17 protein-coding genes and 2 tRNA genes are annotated in these 18,020 nt (G+C 61.8%); 7 read left to right on the top strand and 12 right to left on the bottom strand.

Annotated features, from left to right (window positions below; all coding sequences use genetic code 11):
• The first annotated feature begins 8 nt into the window (after positions 1–8).
• The 4 genes from glpX to K529_RS03040 all read left to right on the top strand — a co-directional run bounded on the left by glpX (position 9) and on the right by K529_RS03040 (position 3,319).
• Positions 9–992, top strand: coding sequence for a class II fructose-bisphosphatase (gene glpX / locus K529_RS03055; protein WP_046002411.1), 984 nt, complete (start codon positions 9–11; stop codon positions 990–992).
• Between the two features lie 117 nt (positions 993–1,109).
• Positions 1,110–2,852, top strand: a complete 1,743-nt coding sequence (recJ, locus tag K529_RS03050) for a single-stranded-DNA-specific exonuclease RecJ (protein WP_046002462.1) — start codon at positions 1,110–1,112, stop codon at positions 2,850–2,852.
• Between the two features lie 114 nt (positions 2,853–2,966).
• Positions 2,967–3,041, top strand: a tRNA-Glu gene (locus tag K529_RS03045).
• Positions 3,042–3,244: 203 nt separating this feature from the next.
• A tRNA-Glu gene (locus tag K529_RS03040) sits at positions 3,245–3,319 on the top strand.
• A gap of 67 nt (positions 3,320–3,386) precedes the next feature.
• Here the strand turns inward: K529_RS03040 and pdxR are convergent.
• From pdxR to K529_RS03000, 8 genes are all read right to left on the bottom strand, one after another.
• Positions 3,387–4,784 carry a MocR-like pyridoxine biosynthesis transcription factor PdxR gene (gene pdxR / locus K529_RS03035; protein ID WP_046002410.1) on the bottom strand — a complete coding sequence of 466 codons (1,398 nt, stop codon included), beginning with the start codon at positions 4,782–4,784 and terminating at the stop codon, positions 3,387–3,389.
• A 111-nt stretch (positions 4,785–4,895) separates the two neighbouring features.
• Entirely contained in the window at positions 4,896–6,977 is a 2,082-nt protein-coding gene (locus K529_RS03030) for a molybdopterin-containing oxidoreductase family protein (RefSeq protein ID WP_046002409.1), read from the bottom strand.
• Between the two features lie 143 nt (positions 6,978–7,120).
• A complete protein-coding gene (locus K529_RS03025; protein ID WP_005619138.1) occupies positions 7,121–7,837 on the bottom strand; it encodes a phytanoyl-CoA dioxygenase family protein in 717 nt (238 codons plus the stop codon).
• A 90-nt stretch (positions 7,838–7,927) separates the two neighbouring features.
• Entirely contained in the window at positions 7,928–8,956 is a 1,029-nt protein-coding gene (locus tag K529_RS03020) for a diguanylate cyclase domain-containing protein (protein ID WP_005619141.1), read from the bottom strand.
• Positions 8,953–9,540, bottom strand: a complete 588-nt coding sequence (locus tag K529_RS03015) for a heme NO-binding domain-containing protein (RefSeq protein WP_005619144.1) — start codon at positions 9,538–9,540, stop codon at positions 8,953–8,955. The genes K529_RS03020 and K529_RS03015 overlap by 4 nt, the downstream gene beginning before the upstream one ends.
• Positions 9,541–9,937: 397 nt before the next feature.
• Positions 9,938–11,497 carry a trimethylamine methyltransferase family protein gene (locus K529_RS03010; RefSeq protein WP_005619147.1) on the bottom strand — a complete coding sequence of 520 codons (1,560 nt, stop codon included), beginning with the start codon at positions 11,495–11,497 and terminating at the stop codon, positions 9,938–9,940.
• Positions 11,498–11,625: 128 nt separating this feature from the next.
• Positions 11,626–12,318 (bottom strand): HAD family hydrolase, encoded by a 693-nt coding sequence (locus K529_RS03005; protein WP_046002408.1) that lies wholly within the window; start codon positions 12,316–12,318, stop codon positions 11,626–11,628.
• 40 nt (positions 12,319–12,358) lie between these two features.
• A complete protein-coding gene (locus tag K529_RS03000; protein ID WP_005658418.1) occupies positions 12,359–12,643 on the bottom strand; it encodes a DUF3572 domain-containing protein in 285 nt (94 codons plus the stop codon).
• A gap of 115 nt (positions 12,644–12,758) precedes the next feature.
• Here K529_RS03000 and K529_RS02995 point away from each other — a divergent pair, with 115 nt between their 5' ends.
• Entirely contained in the window at positions 12,759–14,162 is a 1,404-nt protein-coding gene (locus K529_RS02995; RefSeq protein WP_005658416.1) for a diguanylate cyclase, read from the top strand.
• A gap of 47 nt (positions 14,163–14,209) precedes the next feature.
• Here K529_RS02995 and K529_RS02990 read toward each other — a convergent pair whose 3' ends face one another.
• The 4 genes from K529_RS02990 to K529_RS02975 form a co-directional block, all read right to left on the bottom strand.
• The gene (locus tag K529_RS02990; protein WP_046002407.1) at positions 14,210–14,743 is read right to left on the bottom strand and encodes a periplasmic heavy metal sensor; all 534 of its coding nucleotides are present in this window, start codon (positions 14,741–14,743) and stop codon (positions 14,210–14,212) included.
• Entirely contained in the window at positions 14,740–15,135 is a 396-nt protein-coding gene (locus K529_RS02985; RefSeq protein WP_046002406.1) for a hypothetical protein, read from the bottom strand. Before K529_RS02985 ends, K529_RS02990 begins: the two co-directional genes overlap by 4 nt.
• Positions 15,128–15,748 (bottom strand): RNA polymerase sigma factor, encoded by a 621-nt coding sequence (locus K529_RS02980; protein WP_110590710.1) that lies wholly within the window; start codon positions 15,746–15,748, stop codon positions 15,128–15,130. The genes K529_RS02985 and K529_RS02980 overlap by 8 nt, the downstream gene beginning before the upstream one ends.
• Positions 15,749–15,818: 70 nt before the next feature.
• Positions 15,819–16,328, bottom strand: a complete 510-nt coding sequence (locus tag K529_RS02975) for an EF-hand domain-containing protein (RefSeq protein ID WP_005645273.1) — start codon at positions 16,326–16,328, stop codon at positions 15,819–15,821.
• 266 nt (positions 16,329–16,594) lie between these two features.
• Between K529_RS02975 and K529_RS02970 the strand changes: the two genes are divergently transcribed.
• Together K529_RS02970 and K529_RS02965 are read left to right on the top strand one after the other, a co-directional pair.
• Positions 16,595–17,026: a DUF983 domain-containing protein gene (locus tag K529_RS02970; RefSeq protein WP_005645275.1), complete on the top strand. Its 432-nt coding sequence runs from the start codon at positions 16,595–16,597 to the stop codon at positions 17,024–17,026.
• Between the two features lie 90 nt (positions 17,027–17,116).
• Complete coding sequence (locus K529_RS02965) at positions 17,117–17,845, top strand: NUDIX hydrolase (protein WP_046002405.1); 729 nt, start codon at positions 17,117–17,119, stop codon at positions 17,843–17,845.
• The last annotated feature ends 175 nt before the right edge of the window (positions 17,846–18,020 follow it).

Raw genomic sequence — 18,020 nt, 5'->3', positions numbered from 1 at the left:
TATTGGGAATGACATCGACCACCGCCGACGCGCCGTTTCATGATCGCCTGCTGTCCCTGGGCCTCGCCCGGGTTGCGGAACAGGCCGCTCTGGCCTCTGCCCCGCTGATCGGGCGCGGCGACGAAAAGGCCGCCGATCAGGCCGCCGTAAACGCCATGCGCGAGCAGCTGAACCTTCTGGATATCGCCGGCACTGTGGTGATCGGCGAAGGCGAGCGCGACGAGGCGCCGATGCTTTATATCGGCGAGGAAGTGGGCACCGGCAACGGTCCCGGCGTCGATATTGCGCTGGACCCGCTGGAAGGCACCACGCTGACCGCCAAGGACATGCCTAACGCGCTCACCGTGATCGCCATGGGGCCGCGTGGCTCCATGCTGCATGCGCCCGACACCTATATGGACAAGCTGGCCGTGGGTCCGGGCTACCCTGAGGGCGTGGTTTCGCTCGATATGTCGCCGCGTGAACGGGTCGAGGCGCTGGCCAAAGCCAAGGGCTGCGCGCCCTCGGATATCACCGTCTGCATTCTGGAACGCCCCCGCCACGAGGCGATGATCGCCGAGGTGCGCGAAACCGGCGCGTCGATCCGCCTGATCACCGATGGCGATGTTGCGGGTGTCATGCACTGCGCCGAGGCCGAAACCACCGGCATCGACATGTATATGGGTCAAGGCGGCGCGCCCGAGGGTGTGCTGGCGGCGGCCGCACTGAAATGCATGGGGGGCCAAATCTTTGGCCGTCTGCTGTTCCGCAACGACGATGAAAAAGCCCGCGCCGCCAAGGCCGGTATCACCGATCTGGACCGCGTCTATTCCCGTGACGAGATGGTGACGCAGGATGTGATCTTTGCTGCCACTGGCGTCACCGGTGGCTCGCTCTTGCCGCGCATCAAGCGCCAGCCGGGCTGGGTCGAGACCACCACTCTGTTGATGCGCTCCAAGACCGGATCGGTGCGCCGCATGACCTACCGCACGCCGCTGAGCGCGCATCAGTAATCCTGATCGGGCCACGGTGCTTGCAGCTGTGGTCGGGATTTAGGTATTTGGGAAAAGATGAAAGGCCGGGTCCCGCGCGGGTCCGGCCTTTTCTGCAAAAAGATCGGGAGAGTGGATTTGAGTTTTCTGGGTGTTGAGACCTCTCTGACCGGGCGGTCCTGGATCGGTCCCGGTGTGGAGCAAGCCCGTGCTGGTGAACATCTGGCGCAGGAAACCGGCCTGCCCCCGGCGGTCTGTCAGGTGCTGGCTCGGCGCGGTGTTCCCGCGCATGAGGCGACAGGGTTTCTGACACCGCAACTCAAGGAGCTGCTGCCCGATCCGCGCCGGATGAAGGACATGGAGACCGCCGCTGCGCGGTTCCTGCAAGCGGTGGAGCGGCGCGAGCGGATTGCGATCTTTGCCGATTACGACGTGGATGGCGGATCTTCGGCGGCGTTGTTGTTGGTCTATCTACGGCAGATGGGTCAGCAGGCGACGCTCTATATCCCCGACCGCATCGACGAGGGCTATGGCCCCAATGACGAAGCGATGGCGGCACTGGCGCGCGATCACGACCTGATTGTCTGTGTCGATTGCGGCACGCTCTCGCATGGGCCGATCGCGGCGGCCAAGGGCGCGGATGTGGTGGTGCTGGATCACCACCTCGGCGGCGAGACCCTGCCCGACTGCGTGGCGGTGGTGAACCCCAACCGGCAGGATGAAGACGGCGATCTGGGCTATTTCTGTGCTGCCGGTGTGGTGTTCCTGATGCTGGTGGAGGTGCGCCGTCAGGCCCGCGAAAAGGGGCTTGGCGCGGGGCCGGATCTGATGGCGATGCTCGATCTGGTGGCCTTGGCGACGGTGGCGGATGTGGCACCACTCATTGGGGCCAATCGGGCGCTGGTGCGGCAGGGCCTCAAGGTCATGGGGCGGCGTCAGCGCGCAGGATTGGTGGCGCTGGCGGATGTGAGCCGGATGGATTCGGCCCCTTCCACCTATCACCTTGGGTTTCTACTGGGTCCACGCGTCAATGCGGGCGGGCGCATCGGCAAGGCGGATCTCGGTGCGCGGCTGTTGTCGACGGATAATCCGCATGAGGCCGCCGCGCTGGCCGAGCGGCTGGATCAACTCAACACCGAGCGGCGCGACATTGAAAACGCCGTGCGCGCCGCCGCCCTGGAGCAGGCTGAGGAGCGCGGCTTTGACGCGCCGCTGGTCTGGGCGGCGGGCGAAGGCTGGCATCCGGGCGTGGTGGGCATCGTGGCCTCGCGCCTGAAAGAAGCCACCGGTCGCCCGGCGGTGGTAATCGGGCTTGATGGCGATGAGGGCAAAGGGTCGGGACGCTCGGTGTCCGGCATCGACCTTGGGGCCTCGATCCAGAAGGTCGCGATGGAGGGGCTTTTGCTGAAAGGCGGCGGCCACAAGATGGCGGCGGGCCTCACGGTGGCGCGCGACCAGCTGGAACCTGCAATGGCGCGGCTGGCGGAACTCTTGGACAAACAGGGCGCAGGCGATCTGGGCCCGGCGGACCTGAAGCTGGACGGGATGCTGATGCCCGGCGCCGCCACGGTGGAGCTGATCGAGCAGATCGAACAGGCCGGGCCGTTTGGGGCCGGAGCCCCTGCCCCGCGCTATGGTTTTCCCGATCTGGCGGTGCGCTTTGCCAAACGGGTTGGGGAATCGCACCTTAAGGTGAGTTTCACCGATGGTATGGGCGGCAATATCGACGCCATCGCCTTTGGCGCGTTTGACACGCCCCTTGGCCCACGCCTGCTGGAGCATAGCGGCGCGCGGTTTCATGTGGCCGGACGGCTGGAAGTAAACACATGGGGCGGCCGCCAAAGCGCGCAATTGCGCCTGGAGGATGCGGCGGAGGCCTGAGCCTCGCCACATCTGGCGAGGATTTTGCCTGTGGATAAGAATTTTGCGATGCGAGCGTTTTTTTCGCTTGCGGCACCCGGCACAAAACCCTAAACACCCGCTCACACCAAGAGTGCTCCGTTCGTCTATCGGTTAGGACGCCAGGTTTTCAACCTGGAAAGAGGGGTTCGATTCCCCTACGGAGTACCACTTTCTCCTTCCGTAGAAATCTGACACACATCCTGTCTGGATGCCGCTATTGCGCTGCTCTGTCTTCAGATGCGGTGCTTAACGCGTTGATATAATTTCGATTATTTGGAAAACCCGCGCTGTCGCAAAAACTTTGCAGTTTGTGCAATTTTCCTCTTGCGCGGCCCGGATGGCTTCAGTAAACACCCGCTCACACCAAGTGTGCTCCGTTCGTCTATCGGTTAGGACGCCAGGTTTTCAACCTGGAAAGAGGGGTTCGATTCCCCTACGGAGTACCATTTTTCATTTCGAAAACTGGCACGTTCCACCACTCACGCGCGCATTATTTGCGCACGCGGCGGGGGATTATCCTGTTGAGGAAATCGCCCGCCGCAGGCGTGTGAGCGCCTCTGCCTGGTCCTCAAGATCATTGAGACAGGCCCCCAGAACCACCCCATTATAAGCCCCGGCGCGACGGCTGTAGGTCGAGAGCGATTCCACCCCCACCCCGCCCGCGCGGGCCGCCGCGGTGATCGCCTGATCGCACAGCTCCGGGTGCAGATGCAGCACCACCTGCATGCCCGCGTGATGGTCCTCCACGTGCCCCACATCGGCAAAATCCCGGCGCAGACGGTCGATGAGCGTGCGGTGTCGTTCGGCGTAGGTGCGGCGCACGCGGCGCAGATGACGGTAGAACTCGCCGCGCTGCATGAACTCTGCCAATGCTGCCTGCGGCATGGCGCTGGCCCGCGCGCCCTTCATGCGCATCGCCTGCGCAAGCCGGTCGATCAGCCCCTCGGGCGCCACGATGTAGCCCATCCGCAGACTGTTGGAGAAGATCTTGGAAAAGCTGCCGATGTAGACGGTGCGCCCCTGCCCGTCGACGCCCGCCAGCGCCGGAATCGGTCGGCCTGCGTAGCGGAACTCCGAATCGTAATCGTCCTCTATGATCCAGCCCTGCGACTGCGCCGCCCATCGCACGAACTCTTGCCGTCGGCCCGCACTCATCGCGCCGCCCAGCGGATATTGATGCGACGGAGTGAGCACCACCACATCGGTCTCATCCCCAAGCCTCGGCACCTCTGCCCCTTGTGCATCCAGCGCCAGATCGCGGGTGCGGCGGCCCTGTGCCTCGGCAAAGCGGCGGATCGGCGGGAAGCCCGGATCCTCGACACCGACGCGGCCCTCAGCTGAGGCCAGCGCATGCAGGCAGATGTCCAGCGCCTCGGTCGCGCCAGAGGTCACCAGCACCTGTTCGGGACGTGCCGCAATCCCGCGCCAGTCGCGCACATGGCTGGCGATGGCCTGCCGCAACTCCGGGTGACCAAAGCGGCCACAGCCCGTCAGCATATCCTCGGGCCGGGTCCGGCACAGGCGCGCGACGCATTTCGCCCAGGCACGATGCGGAAACAGCCGCATATCGGGCTGGCCCGCCTCCAGCAGCAGATCGCCGCGTTCGCTGAGTTTGGGCGCAGGGGCTGCGGACGGACCCGGTGACAGCTCCACCTCACCCATGGCGCAGACCGTGTAGCCAGAACCCCGGCGCGACGCGAGATAGCCTTCTGCGACGAGCTGCTCATAGGCGGTGACCACCGTGGCCCGCGCCACCCCCAGATCCCCCGCAAGCGCGCGGGTGGCGGGCAGCCGGGCACCGGTCTCAAGCGCGCCGGAGCGGATACGGCCCCGAAACGAGGCACAGATCTGTTCAAAGATCGGCACATCTGACGTGCGATCCGGCATAAAGGCTGGCGTGTCACCGGGCATGGAATTGGTCCGTTCAGAGTGATCCAAAGTCAAAGCTATGCCTCAGCCAATTTGCACACAAGCAAAGACCGGACACATGGCCCGGCCTTTTGGTCGTGTTGGGCGAGATCGCTACTCGGCCGCGTGACGCCCACCGTAGGCGCGCAGCTCCACGAAGGTTTCGTTATAGCAGGCGCCATCCCCGATATCCGTGCGCACCTCCACCGGAATCAGCGCATTGGCGGTAAGGCCGGTTTCAGAGCTGATGCGCCATGTGCCCTTGGGCGCATAGACCACCCCGCGCTGCATCGCGTCCGAGATTTTCAGACGGAAGGTCACGGCCCCACGGGCATTTGCCACCTCGACCGTATCGCCCTCCTCAAGCCCGCGTTCGGCGGCGTCCTCGGGGTGGACCTCGATGCTTTCGGGACCGGCTGAGAGCGGTGCGCTGCCGAAGGTCGCGTTGATGCGTTTATCGGAACTGGGCGTAATCAGCACCAAGGGCAGATCCTGCGGCACCGGATCAAAGCGCGGCACGCCAAAGCCGGTTTCAGCCTCGAGCGCGGCGCTGAAGAGTTCAATCCGGCCCGTTTCCGTGTCCGGCGTCACCGTATCGCACAGGATCAGCGCCGCACCGTCGCTGTTTTGCATTTCCAGCGCCCGGTCAGTGGGCATCTGGCTGGGTGGGCGGCCCTCGAACTGCGGATGGCTGGCATCCATGGCGTCATCCATCAGCTGCACGTCCGAGGCCTGATGGGCGGCTTCGGTATAGCCAAAGCGCGCCGCCAAACGGCGGAAGATTTCCGTATTGGGCAGGCTCTCCCCCACCGGCGCGATCACCGGCTCGGCGCGTTGCACGTAGTTCTGACCATACGCGGCAAAGATCTCGTCATGTTCAAAATGAGTGGCCGCAGGCAGGATCACGTCGCAATAGGCCATGCTGTCGGTCATCACCACGTCACAGCCGACGGTGAACATCTCCGGCTGGCTGAGCGCCGCAATCATGCGGGCCTGATCTGGATGGGTGGCCACGGGGTTGTGGTTGTAGATCATCACCGCATTGATCGGCGTGGGCTGGTCCCGGTCCAGCATCAGCCGCGCCACGTCGAGGATATTCACCACCCGTGTATCCGGGTCGATCAGGTGGTCGCCTTGCAGCCGTGCCCGGGTCTTGGGCGAGGCAAGGCCGGATTTGGCCACCACCCCGGCCCCCAGCCGCCCGTGTTGACCCAGAAGCGCATTGAGCGCCATGGCCGCACGCAGGCCGGACCCACCGGAGCGGCCACGCTCCATCCCGTTGCCGGTGGAGGTCGCGAGCCGCTCTGCCGCCTGCATCCAGTCGGCCAGTTGCAGGATGTCGCGCGCCTCAAGGCCGCAGATTTCCGCTGCGTCTTCAATGGAGTATCTGCGCGCCTCGGACATATAATCCTCCGCACCATGCACCCACTGCGCGATAAACTCCGCATCAAAAGCCCCGCGCCGCTCCAATTCTGCAGCGAGCGCATGGGCCAGCACCACATCGGTGCCCGGTTTGACCTGAAGATAAAGGTCAGCCTGCTGCGCGATCTTGATGCGCTTGGGGTCGATCACCACCAGCCGCGCGCCCTTGGCCCGCGCCGCCTTCACGACGCGTGTCAGATGCAGGTTGGAGACGGTGACATTGTTGCCCCAGACCACGATCAGATCGGCGTGCTGCGCCTGCTCAGGCGGCATGCCGGGCGCGTTGCCATAAAGGCTCTCGTAGGCGAGGCTGCGCACCCCACCGCAGAGCGGGCCACGGTTCATCCGGGTGGCCCCAAGGCGGTAGAAGAACCGCCGATCCAGCGAGCCGCCGGCCAGCTCCCCATGCGGGCCGGCGTAGTTCAGCGGCAGGATGGATTGCGCGCCATGGGCGTCGATTGCGGCGCGAAAGCCCGCCACCACCAAGTCCAGCGCCGCATCCCAGCTGATGCGCTCAAACTGATCCGAGCCGCGCGGGCCAACCCGCCGCAACGGATGGGTCAGCCGCGCAGGGCCGTGGACAAAATCGGGATAGGCGCGCGTGACCTTGTTGCAGACCACTCCGGCGGTAAACGGATTGGCGTCAGAGCCGCGCACCGAGGTGATCTGATCGCCCGTGACCTCAACGCTGAGGCTACACGTGTCGGGGCAATCCAGAGGGCAGACGCTGGGCAAGACCTGTGTGAGCGCGGTAGACGGGCGTTGGCTGGACATGGCTGTGCTCCATAATGACTTTATTTCTGGCTAAACCAAAATAAGCCCAGCCAGAAGTTCCAATAATGATCAATTCAGGCAGACCAATTATCAGACTCGCCGTTTAGGAATGCTGTCTGTATTAACAGCTCTATACACGCGGTTTACTGGTGTTCGCCTTCAGGCATCAAACGTGAGGACTGGCGAGACTGCCAGCCCCATGACAGCGGCGGCGGCAGGTGAGAAGACGAGAAATCTACACGCAATACCCTGCCCCCGGATTGAACCTTTGCGGGTTGCGAAGCGTGTAGGGTCAGCATTTTCAGCACCAACACATCCCCGCGTTTGGCGGTGCAGGTCTCTATCGGGTAGGTGTTCGCCACCGCCGCGGCATCTGCGGTTCGGACAACCCCGGCGGCATGGCTCCCAAGGGCGATTTCCATTGCGCCATTAGAGTGATCGGAATCGTCTAAATGAATGCGCACAAAGAGCATATTCTCCAAAATCGCCCGTGGTGGTTCGCAGTGCCAAACACCCGATTTATGGGTCCAATTCATATACCCGGCAACATCCGCCTTGGCAGCAACTGCAATGATCCGATCCTGGTGCCAAGGCACACCCCAATTTGCCTTTTCGGACTTATTGAATGCCACGATCCGAACTGGTTCCGCGGCAGGTGCGAGACATCGGAGAGCGCGAAGCAGTGAGCTTTCGCGGGACAGGGCGTCATTCAATGCCGCCGAGGCATCAAGCCTTTGCCCAGCCTGCTCGGAGCCCCCAGCAGCGCAGTCGAAACGGGCCAGATCCGCTTTCGAAATAGCATTTCTAAGCCAGATGCGACCGCAGTTTTCGAATTCATCGCGAAGTGATTGACCCTTCACCGCCCACCCCTTCCTTTTGATCGCTGTAGAAGCTGACACAGGTTGCGACGCAATATAATGTCACTTCCCAGTTCGAGCCACGAGGTGTCGTCAGGCGGATTTGCTGTCCTGCTCGATCAGTTCCATCTCCATCTCGTCCTCAAGACGCGGGGTGTAGAACATGTGCTGCGCTTTACCCGCCCGCTTGGAGGCATAAAGCGCGATGTCGGCCTGATACAGCAGCGTTGCTGGCAGCGGCTGAACCACATCCGTCGAGAGCGTCGTGCCCGCAGACGCGGAGATCCGGCATTCATCGGCACCGTACATGATCGGCTCTTCTAGGCGCGCAATCAAGCGACAGGCAAGATCGTTGAGCCGGTTGCGGTCCATAAGCCCCTCGAACACCAGCACAAACTCATCTCCGCCGATGCGGGCGACCGTATCAGATTTGCGGGTGCATTCGACCATGATTGCAGCCACACGCTGCAAAACCGCATCCCCGGCCGCATGGCCGTAGGTGTCATTCACGGATTTGAAGAAGTCGAGATCGACATTCATCAGCGCAAAATCCCGCCCCCCGCTGATCAGGCGATTGAGCACATGATCCATGGCGCGGCGGTTCTTGAGCCCGGTGAGCGTATCTGTAAAGGCCTGCTCTTCGGCTGCGATCTTGGCCCCTTGCAGACGCAGGTTTAGCTGGCGCGAAGCCTCCATCGCGGCAGATTTCGCCTCAACCAGATAGAGCATCTCAATCGTGAGGTCGGTGGGCGAGAAATCCTGACTGGTCAGGTTGAAATCGCGCACCGCATCCAGAACCGAAATCCCGAAGGATAGGTTGATGAACGCGCCCTGTCCTTCGGGCAGGGGCACCAAGACCCCTTTCATCCGCGTATGCGGCGCCTCGTTCAGTTGAAAATGCAGCTTGCTGCCTGCGGTTTGCATCAGGTCTGAGACCTGTTTGACCGAGCGCGGACGCTGCAGGTCCAATACCTCAAGGAACGGTTTGCCGACCCAGCTTTCGTCGCCGCAGATCTTATTCAGCGTCGGGCCGTGGCTCACCACCAGACCCTCTGCATCAATAATCACATGCATCGGGCACAGTTGATCGGCGAGGCCCGTCAGTTGATCGAAGCTCATCATAATGTATGCGCCCCCAGGTCAAAGGCTCGCCCTTCGCTGAATTCGCTTTCAACGAGGGTGATTGAAATCACATCCGATCCGTCCTGCTTTCCCGTGATGTCGAGAATCACCAGCGCGCCGTAGTCATCGGCCATCGCCCGCAGCACGCCGGTCATCACCTGCGCGTAGCCCAGCACCCCGGGTTGGCAAAGCAGTTGAAACTGTCCGGGAGCCTGTTCGATCAATTCCAGCCCCGGCAAATGCAAATCAGAAACCGCGAGGCGCGCACGGTCCGGAAGATCATCGAGGGAATGCAGGAAATCCACGTAGTTCACGCCGCCAAATCGCAACAGGCGGCGCAGGGCCTCGACCTGCGGATTAGACACCAGAAACGTGCCCACGTCCTCGAGGATTTCATCCAGAGGTCGCTCCAGCTTGGTTTCGACCGCGCGCAGCATACGGGTGGACTGATCTTCGGGGTAGACAAGCATTGCTTCGAACTCGGTAAACCCGAGGCCGCTCTCATCCATGATTTCCATCCAACGCTTGTCACCATAGGTGGTAATGACAAAAGCCTGAACAGCCCTGTTGATCAAACCGTGCATACGGTCGTTTCCCTATTTCACCTCTGCCCCTTCTTAAGCTGACATACTTAAGAAAGCCCAAATATCTGCGTCCAACCCGAAGCCGGATGTCACAAAATCATGTGAAACGGCTCCGAAATCATGCATGTCGCCCATGCAAAACAAAAGCCTGAGGGACAGCTCCCACGGCCAAAGAATACCACCAAGACTTGTAGTGTCTACTTGCTGCGTTGCGTTCAGTTACGTTGCCTGCGGATTTCAACAATCCAAAGCTCTGAACTTATGAAAGCCCTACCCCACTCAATCGTATCGGGGCGGACCATACCGCAAGGCGCGGGGCTGCTCCAACCGATTTGTGATCAAATAACGCACATAAGCGCGTAAAATTGCCCATGCCGCGCCCAAATGGTAACAATGGTTAAAAATCCGTGGGCGCGCCACCCTCTTCCTTGCGACGGGCAACAAAGGCCTGCAGCTCTTCGCGGATGCCCTCATCCAGCGCCGGGGCCTCAAATTCATTGATGATCTGCTTGAAGAGCCCGTTTGCGCGCTCGGCCGTCCATGTGCCCCCCGCAGCTTCCCACGCCTCATAGTTGTGCCAGTCGCTGAGAAACGGTTGGTAAAAGGCGGTGGCATAGCGGTCCTGCGTGTGCTGAATGCCAAAGAAGTGACCGTCGTTGCCAACCTCCCGGATCGCATCCAACGCAATCTCCTCGGGGCCTGTCGCATTGACCGCCGGGTCCATGTAACGCTGGATCATCTGCAGGACTTCGCAGTCCATGATGAATTTCTCAGGCGAGGCAATCAAACCGCCCTCCAGCCAGCCTGCAGCATGGTAAACCATATTGGTCCCCGACTGCACCGCCGCCCAGAGCGAGTTGGATGTCTCCCACATCGCTTGCCCATCGGGCACATTGGCCGCGCAGACCCCCGACGAGCGCAGCGGCAGGCCGTAGAATCGCGCCATCTGCCCGGTCATTTGAGTCGCGCGCATATATTCAGGAGTGCCAAAAGCAGGCGCGCCGGATTTCATATCAACATTGGAGGTAAACGTCCCGATCGCGCAGGGGGTGCCGGGGCGGACATATTGGAACAGGGCAATCGCGCAGAGTGCCTCTGCCAGCGATTGCGCCACCGCGCCCGCCATCGTCACCGGCGCCATTGCACCGGCCAGCGTGAAGGGAGAGACGATCACCGGCTGGCCGCGCCGCACCAGCCGCAACGAGCCATCAATCATCGGCTCATCATGTTTGAGCGGCGAAGTGGAGTTGATGTTGGTGTACATATGCGGTGTGGCGTCAAACTCCGCATGGCTCAGGCCACCTGCGATCCGCACCATCTCCATCACGTCCTCGACCCGCTCTTTGCCGAGCGAATAGGCGTGCATCACCTTATCGGTGAGGGTGAGTTTGTCATATAGCACATCAAGGTGCCGGATCGAGGCATGCAGATCCACGGGTTCTACCGGGTAGCCCCCGGCGAAGTGGATGCAGTTGAAATACTGGGTCAGTTTCAGCAGGTTTTGGCAATGTTCGCGGGTGCCGGGGACCTTTTTGTTTAGGTCCATGTCCCAATAGTTGGGTGGCGACGACACATTGCCAAAGACCATGGAATTGCCGCCGATCCGGATGGAACGATCTGGGTTGCGCGGTGTCAGAGTGAACTCCGACGGCGCTTTGCCCACCATTTCCATCACAAAATCGCGGTCCATGCGGACCAGTTCGCCGTCGACCTTAACCCCCGCCTCTTTAAAGATCTCCAGCGCCTCGTCATTGAGGAACTGGACGCCGATTTCCTCAAGAATACGCATGGCACCATCGTGGATCGCGGCAATGCCCTCCTCGGTGAGCGGTTCAATCGGGCGATCAATATTGGTCGGAGGCTTCCACGGCATCTGCTCCAATGTGGCGGTTCCGCGTCGGGCGGCTGCGCCTGCCCTGCCACCGCCCCGGCGTCTGCGCGCTTGTGTCTGCGACATGGGGTTCCCTCTCCTGCGACGGATCGTTTCCGGTCCAGATTGGGACGGAAGGCACCAGACACACCTGTCCATTACCGACACAGCATGTCGTTTTTGACCAGCTTGATGCCGCGAAAACGCCCTGCCGCTTATGGGCGCGCCAGCCACTCGGGAATATGGCCAATGTCTGGCAGCACCACGTCGGCCATATCCGCCAGATCCTCGGCGCGGGCCATACCCGTCAACACGCCAATGGTGCGCATGCCTGCAGCGCGTCCGGCGATCAGATCGTGGCGGCTGTCGCCGACCATCGCGGTTGCCTCGGGCGCAACACCAACATTTGAGCAAAAGGCCAGCAGCGGGTCTGGATCGGGCTTCGCGCCAAAGCCGCTGTCGGCCCCGATCACCATATCAAAGAGATCAAAGACCCCTGAACGCGTCAGATGCCGCTGGGCCGAATGCGCCCCGTCATTGGTCATCACCCCAAGCTTCAGCCCCATGTCGCGCAACGCGCTGAGATAAGGGGCGAGCGGCACCGCCTGCGCCAATTCTGCCTCACCCGCCGTGCGGATCAGGAATTGTTCCAGATCGCTCAGTGTCATGTGCGGCAGATGCGGCAGCAGGGCCTCAGCCACCTCTTCATTGGTGCCCGCGATCACCACACTGTCGGGATGAAACGCCGCCGCACTCAGATCATACCGCACCGCATCGGCCATCGCCGCAAGGCGCGCCTGATCCCCCGCAGCGAGTTCCGTAAGCATCGCCATCGACCAGCCATTCCATGTGCGGGCAAAGTCAAAAAGCGTGCCATCCTTGTCAAACAGAAGCGCAGAGAGGGTCATGGGACATCCTTGGTCGAAGTATCTTTTGTCAGTGCGGTTATCACGTCCAATGGACCTGATCACCCCCGGGCAGCATCGCGCGCGCCTCAACGAGCGAGGAGTAGGCCACGCCTTCATTGTCGCAAAAGGCCACGACCCAAGAATCATCCATCAAGAGAAAGTCGAGCACCGCGCCCAAAAACTCCGTATCATTGACCCGATCCCGCAGATCCGAGATCGATGCACCGCTTGATCCCAGAAACACTGGCAACAGCTCATCGCTGCTGGCCAGCCAACTCAGCGCCTTTAAGCCCAGAACCTCGGCGTGATCGGCGGAAAATGGCATATCAGCCCCCTTGTCGACACTTTTACGTCAATTTGCACTAACCCCGAAAGGGTTTGTTAACCAGTCTCATCAACACTCAATCGCAAGCAAAAGCCGGAACTGAAGGTGTTTTAACGTGCAAGGCACGATCCTGGTCATAGATGGGGTATCCACCAATCGCATCGTTTTAAAGGTGCAACTGACTGCCGCCTGTTTTCAGGTGCTGCAGGCAGACAGCCTGTCGGCTGCGATGGCGCTGATGAAGGACAACCGTCCCGATCTGGTTCTCACTGCCATGAGCCTGCCTGATGGCGATGCCGCCGATGTGAAGCGCGCGCTTGACCGGATGCAGCATGGCGCCGGGGTGCCGGTGATCGCGCTCAGCGCAAACAATGATCGCGGCACACGGATCATGGCCTTGTCGGCAGGCATCGACGAGGTACTGCCGCAGCCGGTGGATGATATGATCCTGCAGGCCCGCATCCGCAGCCTGTTGCGCATGCGCATGCAAGAGGACGATTTGCACCTGCGCGAAGACGGGGTTGCCGCCTTTGTTATGGCACCCAAAGACGCCGCTGGCGAACACATCAGTCAGTCCGACGCCAGTGTCGCGCTGGTCTGTCATGACCTGCAAACCGCCCATAAATGGAAGGCGAGGCTGGGGGCCAGCGTCGGCTACAGCCTGCGTGCCTATAACGTGGACGCCATTCAGGATCTCATGCGCACGCCGGTGCCGGATGTGATCGTGATCGAACTCAACGAGCAATCCGCAGGCATGGCGCTGCGATTGCTGGCCGATCTGCGCGCTCGCATCAGCACCCGCGACAGTGTGGTGATTGCAGTGCCCAACCCTGCCGATGCTGGCATCGCCGCCGAAGCGCTGGACCGTGGCGCGCATGATGTATTGCACTGCGGTTTTCAGGTGGATGAGCTGGCGCTGCGCATCAACACTCAGTTGCAACACCAGCACCGCGCCGAGATGATCCGCAACAACCTGCGCGACGGCTACCGCGCGGCGATGCGCGACCCGATGACCGGGCTTTATAACCGCCGCTACGCCCGCCCGTTCCTTGAGCAGGTGACACAGGACGCCCAATGTGCGGGGTCGAATTTTGCGGTGATGGTCGCGGATCTGGATCACTTCAAACATATCAACGACGCGCATGGCCATCCGGTCGGTGATGCGGTGCTCATCGAAGCGGCCCGTCGCTTGCAGGCCGAACTGCGCGGCTGCGATCTGTTGGCCCGCATCGGCGGTGAGGAATTTATGCTGGTGCTGCCGAACTTGCGCCGCGATGAGGTCACCACCATGGCCAACCGGCTGTGTCGCGCGATCAATGCCGCGCCCTTTGTCGTCAAAGGCTGCGCCGCGCCGCTGGATGTGACGATCAGTATCGGCGCAATTGTCGGGGGTCAGGGCGAACGCCAACTGTCCTCAGAGGAATTGTTCTCTGCCGCTGACCGCGCCCTTTATGAGGCCAAGAACGCCGGGCGCAATCAGGCCGTGATCAAAGGCCTGCCGCAAAGCGCGGCGGCCTGATCCGCCCAAACGCCCCCTAGGTAACGCCCAAAGCAATGTGCCTGCGATTAGTTGCGCGGGGCCTCGCCTCTCTCGCGTTCGCTGCGAGGTTTGCGGAAGCGGGCCACATGGTCCTTGACCTTCTCGGCGAAGGCGGCGCGCTCCTCGGGTGTCATCTTTTGCAGCTCCGCAATCCAGACCTCATGCATAGTATTGCGAAACGCCTGCGCCGCGCGTGTTTGCGCCTCAATTCGGGCGCGCAGAGTGTCCACATCCAGCGGATCGCTCTGGATCACCTCCAGCAGGTCGTTCAGTTCCGCAAGCCGACGCTCAACAATATCACCATGCTTGCCACCGGCCATGTCACGCAGGGTGCGGCGCTCATCGCGGTCAAAGCTGCGATACATCACCGCCCCGATGGCATCGGCAGCCGCAGGCGGCGGCGGCGCTTTGTGGCGGCGATGACCGGGGCTATCCTCGCGCAGGGCCGCCCCTGCCATGATGCCAACCACGGCGAGGTTCCCGGCAAGGGACAGCGCAAACACCGCCTTCATCCAGCGGGGCATCCGCGACGCGCGTTTGGGTTCAGGTGTCTGTGTCATTGCAAGTCCTCAGCCAGTACCGTGGCCAGATCAAAAGTTTCGTAAACCTCATAGTCAGAGGTCTCGCTGCCTGTCATCGCCAGCGCCTGCAACCCCGGTGCATTAAGCATCAGGTCCGGCGCATTGATGCCAAACCACAACCCGGTGCAGCTTGCGGCGACCAGACCTCCGACCGCAGGCCAGCCCCCGAGCGCAGCGACAAACAACGCAATCGGCCCTCGGCTGGCACGCTCGGGCGCACTCTCAGGCTGCCATTGCGCATGCTCGGTTGCGGCATCGGCAAGGATCGCCTGCATCAGCCGATCCGGCACCTCGGGACGGGTCGCGCGCGCCTCTGCAAAGAGCGCATCGAGATCGTCGAACCCATCCCGGTGGTTGTGATGATCAGCCATCTTGATACCCCAATTCCTCGCGACGCCCGGCCAGTGCTTTGGCGAGGGTCCGTTTACCCCGCGCGGTCAGGCTTTCCACGGCCTCCACGCTGATGTCCATGATCCCGGCGATTTCCGGGTTTGTCAGTTCCTCGATGTGGCGCAGCACCACCGCCTGACGCTGCCGCTCCGGCAAGGTCATGAGCGCCTCTTGCAACGCATCACGCCGCGCGCCCTCCTGCAGGGCCTCCGCCGCCCCTGCGGCCGGGTCTGGCGGTTCGGGGATGGCATCCAGATCGACATGACCGCCGCGCGCCTTGCGCTTGTGGTCGATACAGAGGTTCATCCCCACACGGTAGAGCCAAGTAGTCACCCGCGCCTCGCCCGAACGCCATTCGGGCGCGATCTTCCAAAGTCGGATCATGGCCTCTTGGGTCACATCCTCCGCCTCGGCGCGGCTCCCCAGCACCCGAGTCGCCAGTGACAGCACCCGTGGCGCGAGCCTCCGGGTGAGTTCGGCCGCCACGGATGGATCACCATTGCCAAAGCGGACCAGCAACGCCTCATCGCTGGCCTCGGGTTCGGACCGAGACGCCACCTGTCGCGCCTGCGGTCGCTGGCCCGCCTCGGTCATCGATGCTCCCCCCTTTGGCGGGAGCACCGGTTTTGTGGCACGCATATGCACTTTGTCGTTCGGATATGATTTACTCCGATGCCTCGCCGTGACCTTGGCCATGACGGGGTTTGTCCGGCCCGCCGCGATGATGCTGACGTTTTGTCACCGCTTCAATAATAGCCTGAGCCGTATCGAATTCCGCCTTGGAAATCGAGCCATTGCCATCGGTATCTGCCTTTTCCAGCAAATTGAGCGGGCCGCGACGGCTGGGCATTTCTTCTGCGCTCAATGCACCATCGCCATCCTTGTCAAACCGCTCGATCATTGCAGCCGTGCGTTTTGCAGCGCGTTCCTGCGCCCGGGCGTTGAGTTCATCCGCGCTCAGCACGCCATCTCCATTTTGGTCAGCCTTGGCAAACCGCTCTTGCCCGCGCGCTTCAAGCTCGTCACGTGTCAATGCGCCATCGCCGTTGGCGTCCAGTTGTTCGAATGTCGGCTTTTCGTGCCGTGGCCCGGCCCCTTGCATTGCCAAAACCTGCGTTCCTGCCGCAGCAGTGGTCAGCGAAAGAAGGGTAGCAATCAGGATCTGTTTCTTCATAACATCGTTCCTTTATTGAGCCTCAGCAGCACCATGCTGCCCGATGTATGAGTAAAACGGCCCGGTCCCCGCTTTCCGTCGCATATTTGTGGATTTTTTCTATGTCCCTTTTAGAAAAGGGCTTTTAGTCAATTTCTCCACACCCGCGTCACCCGGTCACAGCGAAATAAATCTGTGATTTGCATATTTCGGTCTAATATTGAAATTAAGACGACCATTGCCATTCAGATTAAATCACACGGCGCGCATAGGTCACGGAGTATCAGATGACAGACACGCAAGGCCTCACCCCGCAGAAGGCTCCGATCCATGAAGACCGCCCCACCAAACCTGCCCTGTGGAAGGGTTGGCGCGGGCGATGCCCCAAATGCGGCGAAGGCAAGCTGCTGCACAGCTACCTGAAGGTGAATGACAGCTGCTCCAACTGCGGCGAAGAATTCCACCACCACCGCGCCGATGACGGACCGGCCTACCTGACGATTCTGATCGTGGGGCACCTGATGGCGCCCTTGATGCACTATATGGCGTTTGAGTGGCGTCCCTCGCCCTGGGTCATGGCATCTGTGTTCTCGACCGGCTGTCTGGCGGCGTCGCTTTATCTGCTGCCGCATCTCAAAGGGGTGGTGGTCGCCTATCAATGGGCACGCCGGATGCATGGGTTTGACAAAACGTCAGAGCAAAAGACATCGGCGGCCTGATCCTGCCTCTTTCCTTTCCATGTTAAAGACGTGACACTGAGGACGGCTCGCAGATTGCGGGCCGTTTTGTTCATTTCGGAGGCCGCAGCGATGACACAGATTGGTGAACGCGAAGCACAGGTCGACAAGACCGCGATTCGCAATGCTGCCACGGTGATCGTGGTGCGCGACGGTGACAGCGATGACCCAAGGGTGCTGATGGGGCAGCGCGGTGCCAAGGCGGCCTTTATGCCCAACAAATTCGTCTTCCCCGGTGGCGCGATGGATGCCGGCGACCGCGAGATCGCCTTGGGCGGTGACATTGCCGAACCCTGCCGGGGCCGCCTGCAGGCGGATGGTGGTGCGGATGTGTGGCGCGCAATTTGTGTGGCAGCCGCGCGTGAGTTGTGGGAGGAAACCGGCCTGATCCTTGGCCAGCGTGGGACATGGGATGACGCGGTGCCTGATGATTGGCAGAGCTTTGCCGCGACGGGTCATCTGCCCGATGCCTCAGCGCTGACATTTGTGTTTCGCGCCCTCACCCCGCCCGGACGCCCGCGCCGGTTTGATGCCCGGTTCTTTCTGGTGGAGGCCGAAGCGCTGGTGGGCGATCTCGATGATTTCTCCCGCGCTTCGGACGAGCTGTCGCATCTGCAATGGATCCCGCTCAGCCAGGTGCGCAGCTTTGATCTGCCCTTCATCACCGAAGTGGTGCTGGCAGAGGTCACCGCCAATCTGCGCAGCGAAACCCCGCCGGAAAGCACACCCTTTTTCCGCAATGACGACGAAGAGAGCCTGTTTCTGCGCTTGCACGGCCGTCCGATGTCACGGGCAGACTGAGCGCGGCGTTGAACCCGCAGATGAGGGGGCCTCCCGCGCCCTCGGCTGCGCCCCTTTTATCAAAGGGTCACCGCCAGTCGGTCTTGGGCCCGGCAGCCTGCCCTGAGGGCAGGCTGCGGCACCGCGCGGCACGCGCGGTGCCCGGCCCAACGGGAGCGCCGTGCTTCCGATAGGG

The organism is Tritonibacter mobilis F1926, assembly GCF_000376545.2.
GTDB lineage: Bacteria > Pseudomonadota > Alphaproteobacteria > Rhodobacterales > Rhodobacteraceae > Epibacterium > Epibacterium mobile.
Note: the sequence above shows the minus strand (reverse complement) of the source record. Positions and strands in the feature narration are given on the sequence as shown.

What these genes read in the sequence shown, in the direction of transcription:
- glpX (WP_046002411.1), top strand. Translation starts at nt 9, where the DNA reads ATGACATCGACCACCGCCGACGCGCCGTTTCATGATCGCCTGCTGTCC.
- K529_RS02965 (WP_046002405.1), top strand. Translation starts at nt 17,117, where the DNA reads ATGACACAGATTGGTGAACGCGAAGCACAGGTCGACAAGACCGCGATT.
- K529_RS03015 (WP_005619144.1), bottom strand. Translation starts at nt 9,540, where the DNA reads ATGCACGGTTTGATCAACAGGGCTGTTCAGGCTTTTGTCATTACCACC.
- K529_RS02990 (WP_046002407.1), bottom strand. Translation starts at nt 14,743, where the DNA reads ATGACACAGACACCTGAACCCAAACGCGCGTCGCGGATGCCCCGCTGG.
- K529_RS03005 (WP_046002408.1), bottom strand. Translation starts at nt 12,318, where the DNA reads ATGACCCTCTCTGCGCTTCTGTTTGACAAGGATGGCACGCTTTTTGAC.
- pdxR (WP_046002410.1), bottom strand. Translation starts at nt 4,784, where the DNA reads ATGCCCGGTGACACGCCAGCCTTTATGCCGGATCGCACGTCAGATGTG.
- K529_RS02980 (WP_110590710.1), bottom strand. Translation starts at nt 15,748, where the DNA reads ATGACCGAGGCGGGCCAGCGACCGCAGGCGCGACAGGTGGCGTCTCGG.
- K529_RS02975 (WP_005645273.1), bottom strand. Translation starts at nt 16,328, where the DNA reads ATGAAGAAACAGATCCTGATTGCTACCCTTCTTTCGCTGACCACTGCT.
- K529_RS02970 (WP_005645275.1), top strand. Translation starts at nt 16,595, where the DNA reads ATGACAGACACGCAAGGCCTCACCCCGCAGAAGGCTCCGATCCATGAA.
- K529_RS03020 (WP_005619141.1), bottom strand. Translation starts at nt 8,956, where the DNA reads ATGATGAGCTTCGATCAACTGACGGGCCTCGCCGATCAACTGTGCCCG.
- K529_RS02985 (WP_046002406.1), bottom strand. Translation starts at nt 15,135, where the DNA reads ATGGCTGATCATCACAACCACCGGGATGGGTTCGACGATCTCGATGCG.
- K529_RS03010 (WP_005619147.1), bottom strand. Translation starts at nt 11,497, where the DNA reads ATGTCGCAGACACAAGCGCGCAGACGCCGGGGCGGTGGCAGGGCAGGC.
- K529_RS03000 (WP_005658418.1), bottom strand. Translation starts at nt 12,643, where the DNA reads ATGCCATTTTCCGCCGATCACGCCGAGGTTCTGGGCTTAAAGGCGCTG.
- K529_RS03030 (WP_046002409.1), bottom strand. Translation starts at nt 6,977, where the DNA reads ATGTCCAGCCAACGCCCGTCTACCGCGCTCACACAGGTCTTGCCCAGC.